The sequence below is a fragment of the Embleya sp. NBC_00888 genome (assembly GCF_045207655.1).
Taxonomy (GTDB): Bacteria; Actinomycetota; Actinomycetes; order Streptomycetales; family Streptomycetaceae; genus Embleya.
The window spans coordinates 2,880,617-2,896,864 of sequence record NZ_CP108784.1; the positions used below are offsets into that span (position 1 = coordinate 2,880,617).

Genomic DNA, 16,248 nt, shown 5'->3' on the forward strand with positions numbered 1-16,248 from the left:
GATCGCACTTCGATCAGGCCGACGCGGCGACGAAGTCCGCGTCGTCGGCGAACGGTCCGACCACGGCAAGCGTGGGTCGCGCGGCGAACAGGTGCCCCGCCACGTCGTGGACCTCGGCGGCGGTGACCGCCGCGATCCGGGCCAACACCTCGTCGACGGAGAGGTGTTCGCCGTAGACGAGTTCGCTCTTGCCGATCCGGCTCATCCGCGAGCCGGTGTCCTCCAGGCCCAGCACGGTCGAGCCGCGCAGTTGCCCGATCGCCCGATCGATCTCGTCCTGGGGCAGGCCCTCGCGGACCACCCGGTCCAGTTCGGTCCGGCAGATCTCGATCACCTGGCGGGCCTTCTTGGGCTGGCAGCCGGCGTAGATGCCGAACACACCCAGGTCGGCGTAGCCGGAGTGGAAGGAGTAGACCGAGTAGGCTAGGCCGCGCTTCTCCCGGATCTCCTGGAACAGCCGCGAGCTCATCCCGCCGCCGAGCGCGGTGTTGAGCACGCTGAGCGCGAACCGCCGATCGTCGTCCCGGGCCAGCCCGGGCATGCCCAGCACCAGATGGGCCTGCTCGGTCGGCCGGTTCAGCAGCCGTACGCTGCCGGCCGAACGCACGCCGCGGCCGGCGGCACGCGGCGCGGCGGGCACCGCCGCCTCGTCCACACGCACGTGCGCGAACGCCTTCTTGACCAGGCGGACCACCTTGGCGTGGTCGATGTTGCCGGCCGCGGTCACCACCATGTTCGGCGCCTTGTAGCGACGCTTGTAGTAGCCGCTGATCTGGGTTCGGGTGAGCGCGTTGATCGACTCGACCGTGCCCAGCACCGGACGGCCGAGCGGGGCGTCGCCGAGCATCGCGTCGTAGAAGAGCTCGTGCACGAGGTCGCCGGGCTCGTCCTCGTTCATCGCGATCTCCTCGAGGATCACGCCGCGTTCGGCGTCCACGTCCTCGGCGTCGATCAGCGAGCCGGTCACCATGTCGCAGATCACGTCTATCGCGAGCGGGAGGTCGGTGTCGAGCACGCGTGCGTAGTAGCACGTGTACTCCTTGGTGGTGAACGCGTTCATCTCACCACCGACCGCGTCCAGCTCGGCCGAGATCTCCAGCGCGTCGCGCTTCTCGGTGCCCTTGAACAGCAGGTGCTCGAGGTAGTGCGAGGTGCCGGCCAGGGCCGGGGTCTCGTCCCGCGAGCCGACCCCGACCCAGATGCCGAACGTCGCGGAGCGTACCGACGGCATGTTCTCGGTGATCACCCGAAGGCCGCCGGGCAGGACCGTGCGGCGGACGGCACCGGTGCCGTCCGCGTCACGCAGCAGGGTCTTCGTGGAACCAGGCCGCTGCGCGGACGCAGCGACCTGGTTCTTCGACGAGGAGGACGTCACTTGGCGGCAGCGTCCTCGGAGGCCTCGGCGTTGTCTTCGCCCTCGATGACCGGGACGAGCGACAGCTTGCCGCGCTGGTCGATCTCGGCGATCTCGACCTGCACCTTGTCGCCGACCTTGATCACGTCGTCGACGTTCTCCACCCGCTTGCCGCCGGCGATCTTGCGCAGCTGCGAGATGTGCAGCAGACCGTCCTTGCCGGGCATCAGCGACACGAACGCGCCGAACGTGGTGGTCTTGACAACCGTACCCAGGTACCGCTCGCCGACCTCGGGCATCGTCGGGTTGGCGATCGCGTTGATCGTCGCCCGCGCGGCCTCGGCCGAGGTGCCGTCCGAGGCACCGATGTAGATCGTGCCATCGTCCTCGATGGTGATCTCGGCACCGGTGTCGTCCTGGATCTGGTTGATCATCTTGCCCTTCGGGCCGATGACCTCGCCGATCTTGTCCACCGGGATCTTGACGGTGATGATGCGCGGCGCGAACTGCGACATCTCGTCCGGCGTGTCGATGGCTTCCATCATCACGTCGAGGATGTGCAGGCGGGCGTCCTTGGCCTGCTTGAGCGCACCGGCGAGCACCGACGCCGGGATGCCGTCGAGCTTGGTGTCGAGCTGGAGCGCGGTGACGAACTCCTTGGTGCCGGCGACCTTGAAGTCCATGTCGCCGTACGCGTCCTCGGCACCGAGGATGTCGGTCAGGCACACGTACTCGGTCTTGCCGTCGACCTCGTCCGAGATCAGACCCATCGCGATGCCCGCGACCGGCGCCCGGAGCGGCACACCGGCGTTGAGCAGCGACATCGTGGACGCGCAGACCGAGCCCATCGAGGTCGAGCCGTTGGAGCCGAGCGCCTCGGACACCTGACGGATCGCGTACGGGAAGTCCTCGCGGGCCGGCAGGACCGGGAGGATGGCGCGCTCGGCGAGCGCGCCGTGGCCGATCTCGCGACGCTTGGGCGAGCCCACCCGGCCGGTCTCGCCGACCGAGTACGGCGGGAAGTTGTAGTTGTGCATGTAGCGCTTGCGCGTCTCGGGCGAGAGCGTGTCGAGCATCTGCTCCATGCGCAGCATGTTCAGCGTGGTGATGCCCAGGATCTGGGTCTCGCCGCGCTCGAACAGGGCCGAACCGTGCACCCGCGGGATGACCTCGACCTCGGCCGACAGGGTGCGGATGTCGGTCAGACCGCGACCGTCGATGCGCACCTTGTCGCGCAGCACGCGCTGACGCACGAGCTTCTTGGTGAGCGAGCGGAACGCGCCGCCGATCTCCTTCTCGCGACCCTCGAACGCCGGGAGCAGCTTCTCGGCGGCGAGGTCCTTGACCCGGTCGAGCTCGGTCTCGCGCGCCTGCTTGCCCGCGATGGTCAGCGCGGCCGACAGCTCGTCGGTGACCGCGGCGGCGAGCGCCTCGAAGACGTCGTCCTGGTAGTCCAGGTAGACCGGGAACTCGCCGGTCTCCTTGGCGGCCTTCTCGGCGACCTGGACCTGCGCGGCGCACAGCGCCTTGATGAACTTCTTGGAGGCTTCGAGGCCGTCCGCCACGACCTCCTCGGTCGGCGCGTCCGCGCCGCCCTTGACCAGCTCGATCGTGCCGGTCGTGGCCTCGGCCTCGACCATCATGATCGCCACGTCGCCGTCCTCGAGCACACGGCCCGCGACGACCATGTCGAACACGGCGCGCTCGAGCTCGGTGTGCGTGGGGAAGCCGACCCAGGTGCCGTCGATGAGCGCCACCCGGACGCCGCCGATCGGGCCGGAGAAGGGCAGGCCCGCGAGCTGGGTGGACATCGAGGCCGCGTTGATCGCCACGACGTCGTACAGGTGGTCCGGGTTGAGCGCCATGATCGTCTCGACGATCTGGATCTCGTTGCGCAGGCCCTTCTTGAAGGACGGGCGCAGCGGACGGTCGATCAGGCGACAGGTGAGGACGGCGTCCTCGGACGGGCGACCCTCACGACGGAAGAACGAGCCGGGGATCTTGCCCGCGGCGTACATGCGCTCCTCGACGTCCACCGTCAGCGGGAAGAAGTCGAGCTGGTCCTTCGGGCGCTTCGAGGCGGTCGTGGCCGAGAGCACCATGGTGTCGTCGTCCAGGTAGACCACGGCGGAACCCGCCGCCTGCCGGGCGAGCCGGCCGGTCTCGAAGCGGATGGTGCGGTTGCCGAACGTACCGTTCTCGATGACGGCTTCGGCGAAGCTGATGTCGGGACCCTCCACGGGTGCCCTCCTCGTTCGTTTCGAGGGAGGTCCGCGGCGCATGACGCCTGAGGGCCGGCCGAGCCGGTCTTCGATCGAAGCACCCGGGTGCGTTACCCGGGGGCCACTACCGAGGACCGGCGCTGTAGGTCGGCGCCTTGGTCGCGACGCGGCGCTCCCAGTTCTCTGTCTTGTTCGTCTTTGTTGCGCGTGCGGGACACAGCCTACAAAAAGCCGGGTCCGGATACGGCGAAGGAGCGGCTTGCGAAAGCCGCTCCCCCGTCGTGTGCTACTAGCGGATGCCGACGCCGCTGCGGCGGATGCTCAGGCGGTCCGTCAGCGTGCGGTAGCGCTCGATGTCCTTCTTGGCCAGGTAGCCGAGCAGGCGACGACGCTGGCCGACCAGGAGCAGCAGGCCCCGGCGGCTGTGGTGGTCGTGCTTGTGCTCCTTGAGGTGGGCGGTGAGCTCGTTGATGCGGTAGCTCAGGATCGCGACCTGCACCTCGGGGGAGCCGGTGTCGCCTTCCTTGGTGGCGTAGTCGGCCATGATCTGCTTCTTCGTTGCGGTGTCGAGCGACACGTGTTCTCCCTCTGCAAGGTGGTGAGCGCTTCCGGTCTGACTCACGGAGGCAACTGGGCTCACATGGTGCGGGCGCGCGGCCCGTGGGCAGCGCGCATCCCGGGCACGCGGCTCCGGGATATGGACAACCCTAGCAGGAGCGCTTCAGGCCGTGATGTTCCGCAGTTTGTCATACAGATCCAGAACGGCCAGGCACAACGGGACGACGGACACCATCAGCATGCCTTCGAGCAGGTCCAGCAGCCGTCCCCAGAACGGTGACAGGCCGCGCGAGGGCACGGTGCCGGCGATGATCGCCAACAGCGTGCCGACCGCGCACACGAGCGCGAAGATCCAGCCCTGGCGCTCCCCGTCCGGGATTCGGGTGTCCAGGGCCAAGCCGACGAAGAGCGTGGCCAGGCCGAGCAGGCCGGCCGTGTACAGCACGGTGACCTGCGTGGTGTGCCGGAACAGGCGGGCTCGGCACAGGGTGATCAGGGCGAGGACGGCGGCCAGGACCCGGGTCCACAACGTGTCCGCGTTGCCCAGGACGACGCAGGAGGCGACGATCGCGGCGGCGCACGCGCCGGTGAGGCCGCTGAGCATCCGGTGGCCGTCGCGGGCGCGGGCGGCGATGTCGGCGTGGTCGACGGTGTCGCTCCGGCGGGCGGTCGGCGCGTCCGCGGGCAGGAAGCCGATCGGCAGGCGGGCGAGTCGCGCGGCCCAGGAGGGCAGGAACGCGATCGTCGCGACGCCGACGGTGCCGGCGACGGCGGCCGCCTCGCGCGGGTCGCCGGCGAAGGTGATCAGGCCGAAGGTCGCCAGTGCGCCGAGCGCGCCGGCACCCGCGGCCGCGATGTACACCGCGCCGCGTTCGGGCAGCAGCGCGGCGATCAGGGTGGCGACCGGCAGGACCGCGACGCAGGCGGCCAGGAACTGTACCCGGCCCGGGCCCTCGTGTCCCGGCGGTTCGATCGTGCCCAGTCCGGCCAGGAACGCGTTCGGCAGCGCACCCAGGCCCAGCACCGCGCCGCCCACCCGATCCCCGTACACCCGGGACCGCACGCCGGCGACCGCGGTCAGCACCAGGGCCGTCGAGCCGGCGACGACCGCGGGCAGGCCGTACGGCAGGGGGGTCGTCCACCACAGCACGAGCGCGCCGAGGGTGAAGAAGACGGCCGCGCCGGCGAGGCCGGCGATCCGCAACATCGCCGGAGTCCACAGCCGGTGGTCGCCGGTGACCGAGGTCGCGACCGAGTCGGCCACGTCGTCGTAGACCGGCGGCGGGGGCACGTCCGCGAGCGCGGTGAAGCGCAGCAGTTCGCCGTCGCGGACGTGCTGCCCGGCCAGGGTGAGCGCGCTGTCCAGGGGTGCGCCGTCGAGCCGGGTGAGCCGGAAGCCGGTCACCGCGCCGTTGCGCTGGGTCTGCCCGGACAGCCGGAGGATCTCCGGATACAGCTCGGCGAGCGGGACCTCTTCCGGCAGTGCGAGATCCACGCGGCGATTCGGCGCGATGACGGTGATCCGGGCGAACCCGGTGCTGACCGACGTGGTCGTGGAGTTCACCGGTGCGGACTCCCTCCTTGGCACTGCCGCTGGTTGGCGCCGGCCTTGCCGGCCGTTCCCTGCCGGTTGCCGGCCGTGCCGGTCGCCGGCCCGTGCCCCGGACCGTGTTCCACGGCTCCGAGAGTCCGGGGTGACGAGGCACTCTATATACGCCGCGTGACGATTCGCCACCGAGCGTCGATGTTGCCGGTAGGATGCGGCGCACACACGAACGGCTCAACCGGCTCGCCGGGCGGGCGGAGACGACGCCCCGACCGGGTCGGTCGACTCACCTCACCTGCTCTTTTCCGTGTTCCGCGGCGGGCTCGATCCGTGTCCAGGGATCCTCGCGACGGATGAGGCTGATGCACCTTGACCGTGGTCATCGTCAAACGCCCGCCCAGGGTGTTGCCGCCGCCTGTGCCGACGGAGGAGATCCGACTCCAGGCACCACCCGAACCGGAGCGCCCGGCCGACCGGAACCGGATCATGAGCGTGCTCCCGATGATGGGCCTGCTGGGCTCCGCGGGCTTCTTCTTCATGCCGGGCGCGCCCAGGACGATGATGGTCATGGGCGGCCTGATGACGATCTCGTCGCTGGTCATGGTGGTCGCCAACATCCTCACGTCGCGCGACGGCGACCGGGTGCGGATGCTCGACGCCCGACGCGACTACCTCGCGTACCTCGCGCAGCAGCGCAAGGAGGTCCGCCGGACTGCCCGCAGGCAGCGCGACGCGCAGTTGTGGACGCACCCGGACCCGGCGCAGTTGTGGTCGGTGGCCGCGGGTGAACGGCGGATCTGGGAGCGGCGGGCCGGTGACGCGGACTTCGGTCAGGTCCGGGTCGGGATCGGCCGACAGCGGTTGGCCACGCCGTTGGTGGCGCCGAGCACGGCGCCGCCGGCGGAGTTGGAGCCGCTGTGCGCGGACGCCCTGGGTCGCTTCCTGCGCGCCCAGGCGACGCTGGACGACCTGCCGATGGCGGTCTCGCTGCGCTCCTTCCCCCGCCTGACCGTCTCCGGCGACCCGGAGCGGGTGTACGGACTGACCCGGGCGATGGTGGGCCAACTCGCGGTGTTGCACTCGCCGGACGACGTGCGCGTCGTGGTGGCGACCGACGCGAACTCGCTGCCGCGCTGGGACTGGCTGAAGTGGCTGCCGCACACGCAGCACCCGTCGCTGTCCGACGGCGCGGGCTCGGTCCGGATGATCGCGGACGACCTCGGCGAGATCGAGGAGTGGCTGGCCGAGGATCTGGCCGGGCGCTCGCGGTTCACGGCCGGCGCGCGGCCCGTACCGGACCAGCCGCACCTGCTGGTGGTCCTGGACGGCGGTGGCGTGCCCGCCGACTCGGTGTTGGCGGGCGTGGACGGTCTCCAGGGCGTGACCATCGTCGAGGTGCTCCCCGGTCCGCCGGCCGAACCGCGCGGCGGCCTGGCGATCATCGCCGCGGAGGATCGACTGACGCTGGAGTCGCCGACCGGCACGTACGAGGGGGTGCCCGACTTCCTGTCGGCGGCGGACGCGGAGGCGCTCGCCCGAAGGCTCGCGCCGCTGCGCCTGTCGGCCGACGACGACGAGCCGCTGCCGGCCAACCTGGACTTCACCGACCTGATGGGCATCGGCGACGCCGCCCGGATGGACGTGGCGCAGACCTGGCGGCCGAGGCCGCCGAACGACCGGCTGCGGGTGCCGATCGGGATCGGCCGGAACGGCGAGCCGATCATGCTGGACATCAAGGAAGCGGCGAAGGGGGGAATGGGGCCGCACGGCCTGTGCGTCGGCGCGACCGGCTCCGGCAAGTCGGAGCTGCTGCGCACCCTGGTGCTGGGCCTGGCCACCACGCACAGCTCGGAGATCCTCAACTTCGTGCTCGCCGACTTCAAGGGTGGCGCGACCTTCTCCGGGATGTCGGACCTGCCGCACGTCGCGGCGGTAATCACCAACCTGTCCGACGACCTGACCCTGGTCGACCGCATGCGCGACGCGATCACCGGCGAGCTGAACCGGCGGCAGGAGTTGCTGCGTTCGGCGGGCAACCACGCCAATCTGCACGACTACGAGCGGGCCCGGGTGGCCGGTGCGGCCCTGGAGCCGCTGCCCTCGTTGATGATCGTGATCGACGAGTTCAGCGAACTGCTGACCGCGAAGCCGGACTTCATCGACATGTTCCTCCAGATCGGCCGGATCGGCCGCTCGCTGGGCGTGCATCTGCTGCTCGCGTCGCAGCGCCTGGAGGAGGGCCGGTTGCGCGGCCTGGACACCCATCTGTCCTACCGCATCGGTCTGCGCACCTTCTCCGCCGCCGAATCGCGCGCGGCGATCGGCGTACCGGACGCGTACCACCTGCCGTCGGTGCCGGGCACGGGCTACCTCAAGTTCGACACCGAGTCGATGGTGCAGTTCAAGGCCGCGTACGTGTCCGGGACCCATCGGGCCTCCGGCCGGGTCCGGCGCGACCGGTCGGGCGTGCCGATGCCGGTCGTGTTCGGCAGTCGGTGGACGGCCGCGGACACGTGGAATCGACACCCGGACCTGCCCCCGGGACCGGAGCCGGAACCGGACGTCGACAGCGCGCTCGCGGACACCGTGCTGGACGTGATCGTGCGTCGGATGGCCGACCAGGGTCCGCCCGCGCATCGGGTGTGGCTGCCGCCGCTGACCGAGCCGAACTCGGTCGACCGGATGTTGCCGCCGTTGCGCGCCACGTCGGAACGTGGGCTGTGCGCGCCCGACTGGGGTGCGAACGGCCGTCTCGTGGTGCCGCTGGGCCTGGTGGACAGGCCGTTCGAGCAGCGTCGCGACGTGATGTACGCGGACCTGTCCGGCGCGGCCGGCCACGCGCTCGTCGTCGGTGGCCCGCGCAGCGGCAAGAGCACCCTGTTGCGCACCATGATCGCCGCCTTCGCGCTCACCCACACGCCGTCCGAAGTGCAGTTCTACGTCCTGGACTTCGGCGGCGGTGGCATGGTCGCGCTGAGCGACCTGCCGCACCTGGGCGGGGTCGCGGGCCGGCTCGACGCCGAGCGGGTGCGCCGGATCGTCGGCGAGGTCGAGGGCATCCTGAACCGGCGCGAGGAGATGTTCCGGGTCGCCGACATCGACTCGATCGACACGTTCCGCCGACGTCGCGCCGCCGGAACGTTGCCGGACGAGGCGTGGGGCGACGTCTTTCTGGTCGTGGACGGCTGGTCGACCCTCAGGAACGACTTCGACGCGCTGGAGGCCGACGTCACCGACATCGCCACGCGCGGTCTGGGCTACGGCGTGCACGTCGTGCTCACCGCGTCGCGGCATCCGGAGATCCGGCCCGCGCTCAAGGACCAGATCCAGACCCGGCTGGAGTTGCGGCTCGGCGAGACGATGGAGTCCGAGGTCGACCGCCGGCTCGCGGCGAACGTGCCCACGGGCGCGCCCGGTCGTGGTCTGTCCCCGGACAAGCTGCACTTCCTGGCCGCGCTGCCCCGGATCGACGGCTCCCCGACGGCCGAGGACCTGGGCGAGGGCATGGCCGCGATGGTCGGCGCGATCAAGGCCGCGTGGGCGGGGCCGCCCGCTCCCCCGGTGCGAGTGTTGCCGATGCTGTTGCCCTACGAGCAGTTGCCGACGCCCGCGCAGGTGCCCGGTCGGGGCATCCCGATCGGCGTGGACGAGCAGACGCTCGACCCGGTCTGCCTGGACTTCGGCGTCGACACGAACTTCGTGCTGTTCGGCGAGAGCGAGTCCGGCAAGACCAACTTCCTGCGACTGCTCGCGCGCGGCATCTCCGAGCGGTACACGCCCGTCGAGGCCCGGATCATCGTCTCCGACTACCGGCGCACGCTCTTGGACGCGGTCCCGGAGTCGCACCTGCTGGAGTACGCCGCGGCGGCGCCGGCGCTGACCTCGTTCATGAACGAGATCCGCGGCGGCATCGATCGCCGGCTGCCCGGACCGGAGGTGACCCAGGAGCAGTTGCGCAACCGAAGTTGGTGGAGCGGCCCGGAGTTGTTCCTGCTGATCGACGACTACGACCTGGTCGCCTCATCCGGTGGCAACCCGGTGGGCGCCATCGCCGAGTTCCTGCCGCTGGCCCGCGACGTCGGCCTGCACCTGATCATCGCCCGCAACACCGGCGGCGCGGGCCGCGCACTGTACGAACCGGTCCTGCAAAAGCTCCTCGACCTGGGCACATCCGGCCTGATCCTGTCCGGCAACCGCGACGAGGGCGCCCTGATGGCCAACGTCAAGCCATCCCGACTACCGCCGGGACGGGGGCAGTTCGTCTCCCGCCGACGCGGCGTGGCACTGATCCAGACGGCCTGGCTCGCCGACGACCGACCGAGCCGGGCCGGGGGTGCGGGGTGACAGGCCGACCTCGGCTGCCACCTCCATCGCTCGCCGGCGGGCAGGCACACCGCCTACCCGCCACCCCTACGACCCGCGTCGTGTGCGCCGACCGCGGGCGTCACGGATGACGGTGGCCGCGCAGACGACGACGATCGTCAGACCGATGGCCGGGAACAGGAGCACGGAGGCCTGACGGCGGTCGAAGTCGACTCGGGTGGGACCGTGCGCGAGCGGAGCGACGTCGACGAGTTCGGTACTGCGGTCGACCCGGGGGTCGGGGGCCGGGCTCGACGCCGGGACCACCGTGGAATCGAGCGCGCGCAGCGGGTCGACCACGCCCCAGCCGACGCCGTCCACCCGGCCCGCGGCCCCGCGCTGTGCGGTCTGTTCGATCAGCGTGACGACCTGGGCCGCGGTGTAGTCCGGGTGCGCCGAGCGGATCAGTGCCGCGACCCCCGCCACGTACGGGGTCGCGAACGAGGTGCCGTCGCCTCGGCAGTGGCCGCCCCCGGGCACCGTCGACCACACGTCCACGCCGGGCGCGAGCACGCCCACGTACGGCTTGTTCTGCGAGAACGGCGCGCGCTCGTTGTTGCGATCCGAGGCGCCGACACCCAGAACTCCCGGGTACTTCGCGGGCCACGAGTCGAGGTTGTCCTTGTCGCCGGAGTTGCCGACGGCGGCGACCACCACCACCTGCCCGGCGAGCGCGCGCCGGATCGCGTCCCGCAGCCTCGTGCCCGGCTCCCGGCCGCCCACCGTGTCCTGCGAGATGTTGATCACCGAGGCGCCCGCGGCCACCGCGTGGTCGATCGCGGCGGCCAGGCTGTCCTCGTTGCCCTTGGTCGCGTCGCCGCCGCCGTTCTGCCGGATCGGCAACAACATCGCGTCGGGCGCGAGCCCCACGAAACCCGTGTCCACCCTGGGCGTGAGCCTGTCGCCGGGCCGGGCCGCGATGATGCCCGCGGCCATCGTGCCGTGGCCATTGTCGTCGTCGGTGCCGTTGGCCCGGTCGTTGAAGAAGTCCTTGCCACCGGCCACGACCGCGGGGCCCAACTGCGGGTTGTCGTCGTCGATCCCGCTGTCGATCACCGCGACCGTGACGCCCTTGCCGGTGGCCTTCCGCCAGACCTCGTCGAGCAACACGCGCTGTAGGGACCAGGGTTTGCCGGGCATCGGCTTGGACGGGTACCGACAATCGCCGCCCGCGAGCGAGGCGGTACCCGCTCGCCCGGCATGCACCGACTCACGCTCCGCCGACTCCGCCGACACCGGGCCCACCGCCCCGACCGGCAACAACAGACCCAACGCGAGCAGAGCTGCCCTCCACCGTCGCCGCACGGCTCGCACCGGTTCGTTCGCCTTCCGGATCACCGCCCACCGCCCCGCGATCGCGAGCCGACCGGGCCCTGTCGGTGCTAGCGCCACATCCTGGCGTTGGCGGCCTCGGTCCTGCGGTACGCGTCGGCCGCCCGCGTCAGGCCGTCGGCGATGCCGTTGAGCGCCTCCCGCAGACCCTGCGCGTTCCGGTCCCAGCTCGCCTGCTGGACGAGGTAACCCTCGCGCGCGTCACCGGACCACGACTCGGTGACCGGCGCGATGTCCCGCTTCAGGCCCGACTGCATGTCGGCGAGGCGGGCGTCGAGGGCGCGGATATCGGCTGCGGCCTGTTCGAGCGCAGCGAACGTGACAACTACCTGCGACATGCTTTCTCCCCAGTACGAGAGCGGATACAGCCGCCTGCGACCGAGCGCCCCGGCGGCGAAAGGACCGAGCGACGGAGCTCGGTCAGAACATCAACTTCGAGATGTTGCCGGACACGGTGGTCTCGGTCCGGTCGTACGCATCGGCGTTGCGGCCCATCGCGCCGGAGATGGCGTCGAGCGCGCGCTTGACCCCGAGCGCCTTCTGCACGGCCTGCTCCTGCAACGGATCGAATCGGCTCCTGGCGGCACCCTGCCATTGCCCCTCGATCGCGTCGACCTTGCGGTTCATCTCCTGGATCGCCGCTTCGAGTTCGGTCGCCACGCCCTGAACCTTCCTCGACAACTCCGCCAACATCTGCGGAGTGATCCTGAACGCTTCACCTGCCATGTTTCACCAGCCCCCATGAGACGGACGTGCGCGAGGCAAGGTCGTGTCACCCGGGTCGGGCCCCCGCGCCAACGTCACGGTTTGTGACGTCGTGGGAACTCTAACCGCATTCGAGGACGCCGCCCAAGCGAAACCCTACGCATGGTCACCGAAGGTCGACGCTGTGGATACGCTTCCGGCCTTGCGCAAAATGCCGGTATGCGGTGTTGCCTTCGGGTCGAGCCGTCACCACTCACGACCCATCCGACGCCGCCCCGAACCTTCGTCGCCCAGGCTCAGGAACCTTGCGGCCTCCTGGCGTCCGCCGTACTCAACTGCGGCCCACGCGAGACCAGTTCGGACCATGCCCTGGGCAACGGCCGCACCTCCACGCCCCTGTATCCCAGGCGCAGCTTGGCCTCGCTCTCCTGTTCCGGCGCGGCCGGCGCCCCGCCGGTCCGCGCCGGCTCCGCGATGGCGTAGCGCAGACCGGAGTCGGCCACCAGATACGTCGGACCGCCGTCGTCGGGCGTCCCGGTCACCTCCCGATACAGCGCCCCCGCACCGGGTTTGACCCACACGCCGCCCATGCCGTCGACGAGTTGCTCCGGCGGCCGGGTCCCGGCGGACTGCGCGGTCACCGGCCGGCCGCCGCGCCACTCGCCGGAGAAGGTGTTGCACACGACGTTGCGCGGCAGTTCCAGGTCGTCGCGGGTGATCCGGTTCATCGGCGTCGGCGGGATCTCCGGCCAACCCTTCTCCGCGGCGAACGTACGGTCCTGCACCAACGCGCCGCCGAGCGTGCCCAGGTTCACCGGAAAGGCGGTGGGCGTGGTGCTCCCGTACGCCTCCCGCGCCCTCGGGTTGGTGGTGAGCAGCACGGCGGTCAACTCGCCGACCGGCAGCACGCCCTCGTGGGTGACCACATAGTTCTGCCGCCGGGCGGCGCCCTCCGCGCGCAGCACGACGCCGACCCGGTTGTACTCCGGGGCCAACGGCAGCCGGGTCGTCGCGCCGTAGTCGGCCGGCATCGGGTGGTCGATCGTGCCGCCCTCGATCAGCGTGGCCAGCCACGCGTCGCCGACCGGTTGCGCCGGCATGCCGACCAGGTTCAGCGCGCCGAGCACGGTCGGCGCCTCGATCATGAAGCGCCTGCCCTGATGGACGAGGTACTTGTGCCGGTTCCGGTCCTGTACGAACAGCGCCTCGCCCGGTCGTAGCGCCCCCTCCGCCGGGGCGGCGCCGATGAACACGCCGCGCTGCGGCTCGCCGGCCGGGTCGGGCCTGCCGTCCTTGCCCAGGGCCGGACGCTCGCACACGGTCCAGGGCCTGCGCTCCTCGACCTGCTTGGCCGTCGGCAGCCGGTCCGGCGCGTTCGGAATGCCCAGCGGCGCACCGTGACCGACGCTGTCGAGCCGCTTCTCCGCAACCAGGTTGACCTTGAACCTGCCGGGATCCAGCAGCAGTCGACCGGAGGCGATGTTGAGCACCGGGTGCAGCTTGCCGTCCAGGAAGACGTACCGACTCGCCGAGTCGCGCCCCACGATCAGGCTGCCCCGGTCCTTCCAACCCGGCGGCGTACCGGGCCTGATCAACCCGACCACACCGAACCCGACCAGCACCAGCATCGCGACCACGATGCTCGGCGTGAGCATCCGCATCGGCTTGGGCGCGTTCTCCTCCGTGCCTCCGCCCGGGCCCGGTTGCAGGAACGCGGCCACCATGCGGCGGCGCGCGAAGATGTACGCCTCGAGTTGCTCGCGGCGCGTTGCCATCGTTCTCCCCGTGATCGACGTGCGCTCCGGCCGAAGGTTCCACCCCGACGCGACCGCGGGGTCGCGGGCAAACCCGTGGACACGTACCGTACGGTGTTCCGCACTCACTGTGACAGTCGGGCGACACATCATGACCACCGGGGAGCTGACGTGGCCGCACCCGCGCCGGTAGGGCCGCATGCACAGACCCGTGCACCCACACCCGATGGGGCGTCGCCATCGGCGACGCGGCGCGCGACACTGCGGGTGCACCCGCGGGCCGGTCGCGTCGGCGGCGTCCTGGTGCAACAGGTCGTGCTGGTCCAGCTCGGGATCTCGCTGTTCGCGATCGCGGCGACCGCGCACCCGGCGGTGTCGATCGGCCTCGGCGCGGTGGGGGTACTCCTGGTGTCGCCGGCACTGGTGCGGTTGCGCGGGCGTTGGCTCGTGCAGTGGTTGCCGATCGTGTTCGACTTCCGCCGAAGGCGCCGGCTTCCGGCCGTCGCGGACGACGCGGATCCGGTGCTGCTCCCGATCCTGGAGTGCGCACCGCACCTGGCGACCGGCTCGGTCGACGACCGTGAGCGCCGTTCGATCGGAGTGATCGGCGACGGCACCTTCCTCACCGCGGTGCTGCTGGTCTCCTCGCGCGACGAGCCGCTGCGTCCCGCGCGCGGGCAACGGCCGTTGCCGCTGCCCGCGATCGTGAGCACGCTGGAGGTCGACGACGTGACGTTGGCCTCGGTGCAGGTGGTCCAGCACACCCGGCCGGCACCGGCCGACCACCTGCCCGAGGAGTCGTTGGCGGTCGAGTCCTACCGCCAACTCGTCGAACAGGGCCTGCACGACGTGCCGGCACTGCGGCTGACCTGGATCGCGCTGCGCTTCGAGCCCGACCTGTGCCCGAGCGCGGTCGCCGCGCGCGGCGGCGGCGAGCAGGGGGCCCGGCGGGCGCTGCTGCGCGCGCTCGACCGGCTCGCCGGCAATCTGACCGGCGCCGGGTTCGAGGCCCGCGCGCTCGAGGAGGCCGAGTTGATCCAGGCACTCGCCACCTCGTGCGGCGTGAACCGTTCCACCCGCCGGTACGGGCGCGGTGGGCGGCGGACCATCGAGTCCAGGCGGGCGTGGCGCTGCGACGATCGGTGGCACGCCACCTATTGGGCGAACCGCTGGCCGGAGCCGACCCATGGGCGTACCTGCGACCCGATCGGCACGCTGACCGCGACACCGGCCATCGCCACCACCTTCGCGCTGACCGCGACGCACGGCGTGGGCGGCACCACCGCGCTCACCGCGCACGTCCGGGTCGCCGCCCGCTCCGATAGCGAACTCGCGGATGTGACAAGGCGGTTGGAGCATCGGGCCCGAGCCGGGCAGATCGGCCTGACCCGGCTCGACTGGGAGCAGCAACCGGCCTTGCTGGCCACCCTGCCGCTCGGCGGTCTGCCATGACGAACCATCACATGTGGGTATGTACAGGGAGGATCGACCAGTGAGCACGGCCGACCCCGGCCGGAGCCGGCACCAGGCCCCGAACGCACGCGGCAACAGCCGGATTCCGAACCCGACACCCGCGCCGACCCCCACGCCCGGCTCGGGAACCCCCGCGCACCGGCCCTTCCGGCGCAAGGGTCCGGCCCGGCTGGTCGGCCCCAGGCACGAGCGGCACATGCCGACCGCCGCCCAACTGCCCGCCCTCGGCCTGCCGGTGGGCGACGACGGCGTGGTGATCGGAGTCGACGCCGAGCGCAACCCGGCGGTGCTGGGCCTGTTCCGCCCCGAGGCGCTGCACGTCGCGTTCGTCGGCGGCGCCCATGCGGTGCAGATCATCGCGCTGCGGGCCGCGGCGATCGGCGCCCGGGTCGCGATCGAGTCCGGCCGGCCGCGGCTGTGGTCCGCGATGGCCCGGGCCGCGGGTGGCGCGCAGCCGTGCGTGACGGTACATCAGGTGGGTCGGATCGGCCCGCAGGGACCCGGTGCGGGCAGCCCGGTCCTGGTCGTCCGCGACTGCGGCGCGCGGCCGCCGCGCGATCGACTCGCGCCGGCCGCGTGGCAGACCACGCTGACCCTGCTGCCCTTCCTGGACCCGGCACCGGCCCGGCAGCGCATCGGCGCCGGCACGGGCCTGGTCGGCCTCCAGCGGATCTCCCCGATCGAGGCGCGGGCGGCGTCCTCGGTGTTGTCCCTGTCCGGCGAGGACGAGGCCGCGCTGCCCACACTCGCCGACGAACTGACCCTGTGGAGTGCCGGAACGTCGCGTAAGTACGTATTGCTGACGCCCACTCCGGCCGAGCTCGACCTGCTCGGACCGCCACGCCGGATGGACTGACGAACAGTGCTCGCGACACCGGCTCTGAGCGAACAGGTGGACGGACCGGCGACGACCGCCGACACCCCTGACTACGCTGTGAGGCT

11 protein-coding genes are annotated in these 16,248 nt (G+C 71.3%); 3 read left to right on the forward strand and 8 right to left on the reverse strand.

Features of this window, described 5'->3' with window-relative positions; all coding sequences use genetic code 11:
• Positions 1-13: 13 nt before the first annotated feature.
• From OG948_RS11555 to eccD, 4 genes are all read right to left on the reverse strand, one after another.
• A complete protein-coding gene (locus OG948_RS11555; protein ID WP_406295979.1) occupies positions 14-1,375 on the reverse strand; it encodes a M16 family metallopeptidase in 1,362 nt (453 codons plus the stop codon).
• The gene (locus tag OG948_RS11560; RefSeq protein ID WP_395862170.1) at positions 1,372-3,594 is read right to left on the reverse strand and encodes a polyribonucleotide nucleotidyltransferase; all 2,223 of its coding nucleotides are present in this window, start codon (positions 3,592-3,594) and stop codon (positions 1,372-1,374) included. Before OG948_RS11560 ends, OG948_RS11555 begins: the two co-directional genes overlap by 4 nt.
• 271 nt (positions 3,595-3,865) lie before the next feature.
• Positions 3,866-4,153, reverse strand: coding sequence for a 30S ribosomal protein S15 (gene rpsO / locus OG948_RS11565; protein WP_020553079.1), 288 nt, complete (start codon positions 4,151-4,153; stop codon positions 3,866-3,868).
• Between the two features lie 144 nt (positions 4,154-4,297).
• A complete protein-coding gene (gene eccD / locus OG948_RS11570) occupies positions 4,298-5,698 on the reverse strand; it encodes a type VII secretion integral membrane protein EccD (RefSeq protein ID WP_406295981.1) in 1,401 nt (466 codons plus the stop codon).
• 351 nt (positions 5,699-6,049) lie between these two features.
• Between eccD and eccCa the strand changes: the two genes are divergently transcribed.
• Complete coding sequence (eccCa, locus tag OG948_RS11575) at positions 6,050-10,024, forward strand: type VII secretion protein EccCa (RefSeq protein ID WP_406295983.1); 3,975 nt, start codon at positions 6,050-6,052, stop codon at positions 10,022-10,024.
• 66 nt (positions 10,025-10,090) lie between these two features.
• Here eccCa and mycP read toward each other — a convergent pair whose 3' ends face one another.
• From mycP to eccB, 4 genes are all read right to left on the reverse strand, one after another.
• Positions 10,091-11,347, reverse strand: coding sequence for a type VII secretion-associated serine protease mycosin (gene mycP / locus OG948_RS11580; RefSeq protein WP_406295985.1), 1,257 nt, complete (start codon positions 11,345-11,347; stop codon positions 10,091-10,093).
• A gap of 77 nt (positions 11,348-11,424) precedes the next feature.
• Positions 11,425-11,712 carry a WXG100 family type VII secretion target gene (locus tag OG948_RS11585; protein ID WP_395862162.1) on the reverse strand — a complete coding sequence of 96 codons (288 nt, stop codon included), beginning with the start codon at positions 11,710-11,712 and terminating at the stop codon, positions 11,425-11,427.
• 82 nt (positions 11,713-11,794) lie between these two features.
• On the reverse strand, positions 11,795-12,100 hold the full coding sequence (locus OG948_RS11590) for a WXG100 family type VII secretion target (RefSeq protein ID WP_406295987.1): 306 nt from the start codon (positions 12,098-12,100) through the stop codon (positions 11,795-11,797).
• A gap of 275 nt (positions 12,101-12,375) precedes the next feature.
• Complete coding sequence (gene eccB, locus OG948_RS11595) at positions 12,376-13,854, reverse strand: type VII secretion protein EccB (protein WP_406295989.1); 1,479 nt, start codon at positions 13,852-13,854, stop codon at positions 12,376-12,378.
• A gap of 246 nt (positions 13,855-14,100) precedes the next feature.
• On the opposite strand from eccB, the gene eccE reads away from it, so the two are divergent.
• Together eccE and OG948_RS11605 are read left to right on the forward strand one after the other, a co-directional pair.
• Positions 14,101-15,285, forward strand: a complete 1,185-nt coding sequence (eccE, locus tag OG948_RS11600; RefSeq protein WP_406295991.1) for a type VII secretion protein EccE — start codon at positions 14,101-14,103, stop codon at positions 15,283-15,285.
• 40 nt (positions 15,286-15,325) lie between these two features.
• Positions 15,326-16,162 (forward strand): hypothetical protein, encoded by an 837-nt coding sequence (locus OG948_RS11605; protein WP_406295993.1) that lies wholly within the window; start codon positions 15,326-15,328, stop codon positions 16,160-16,162.
• Positions 16,163-16,248 lie beyond the last annotated feature (86 nt).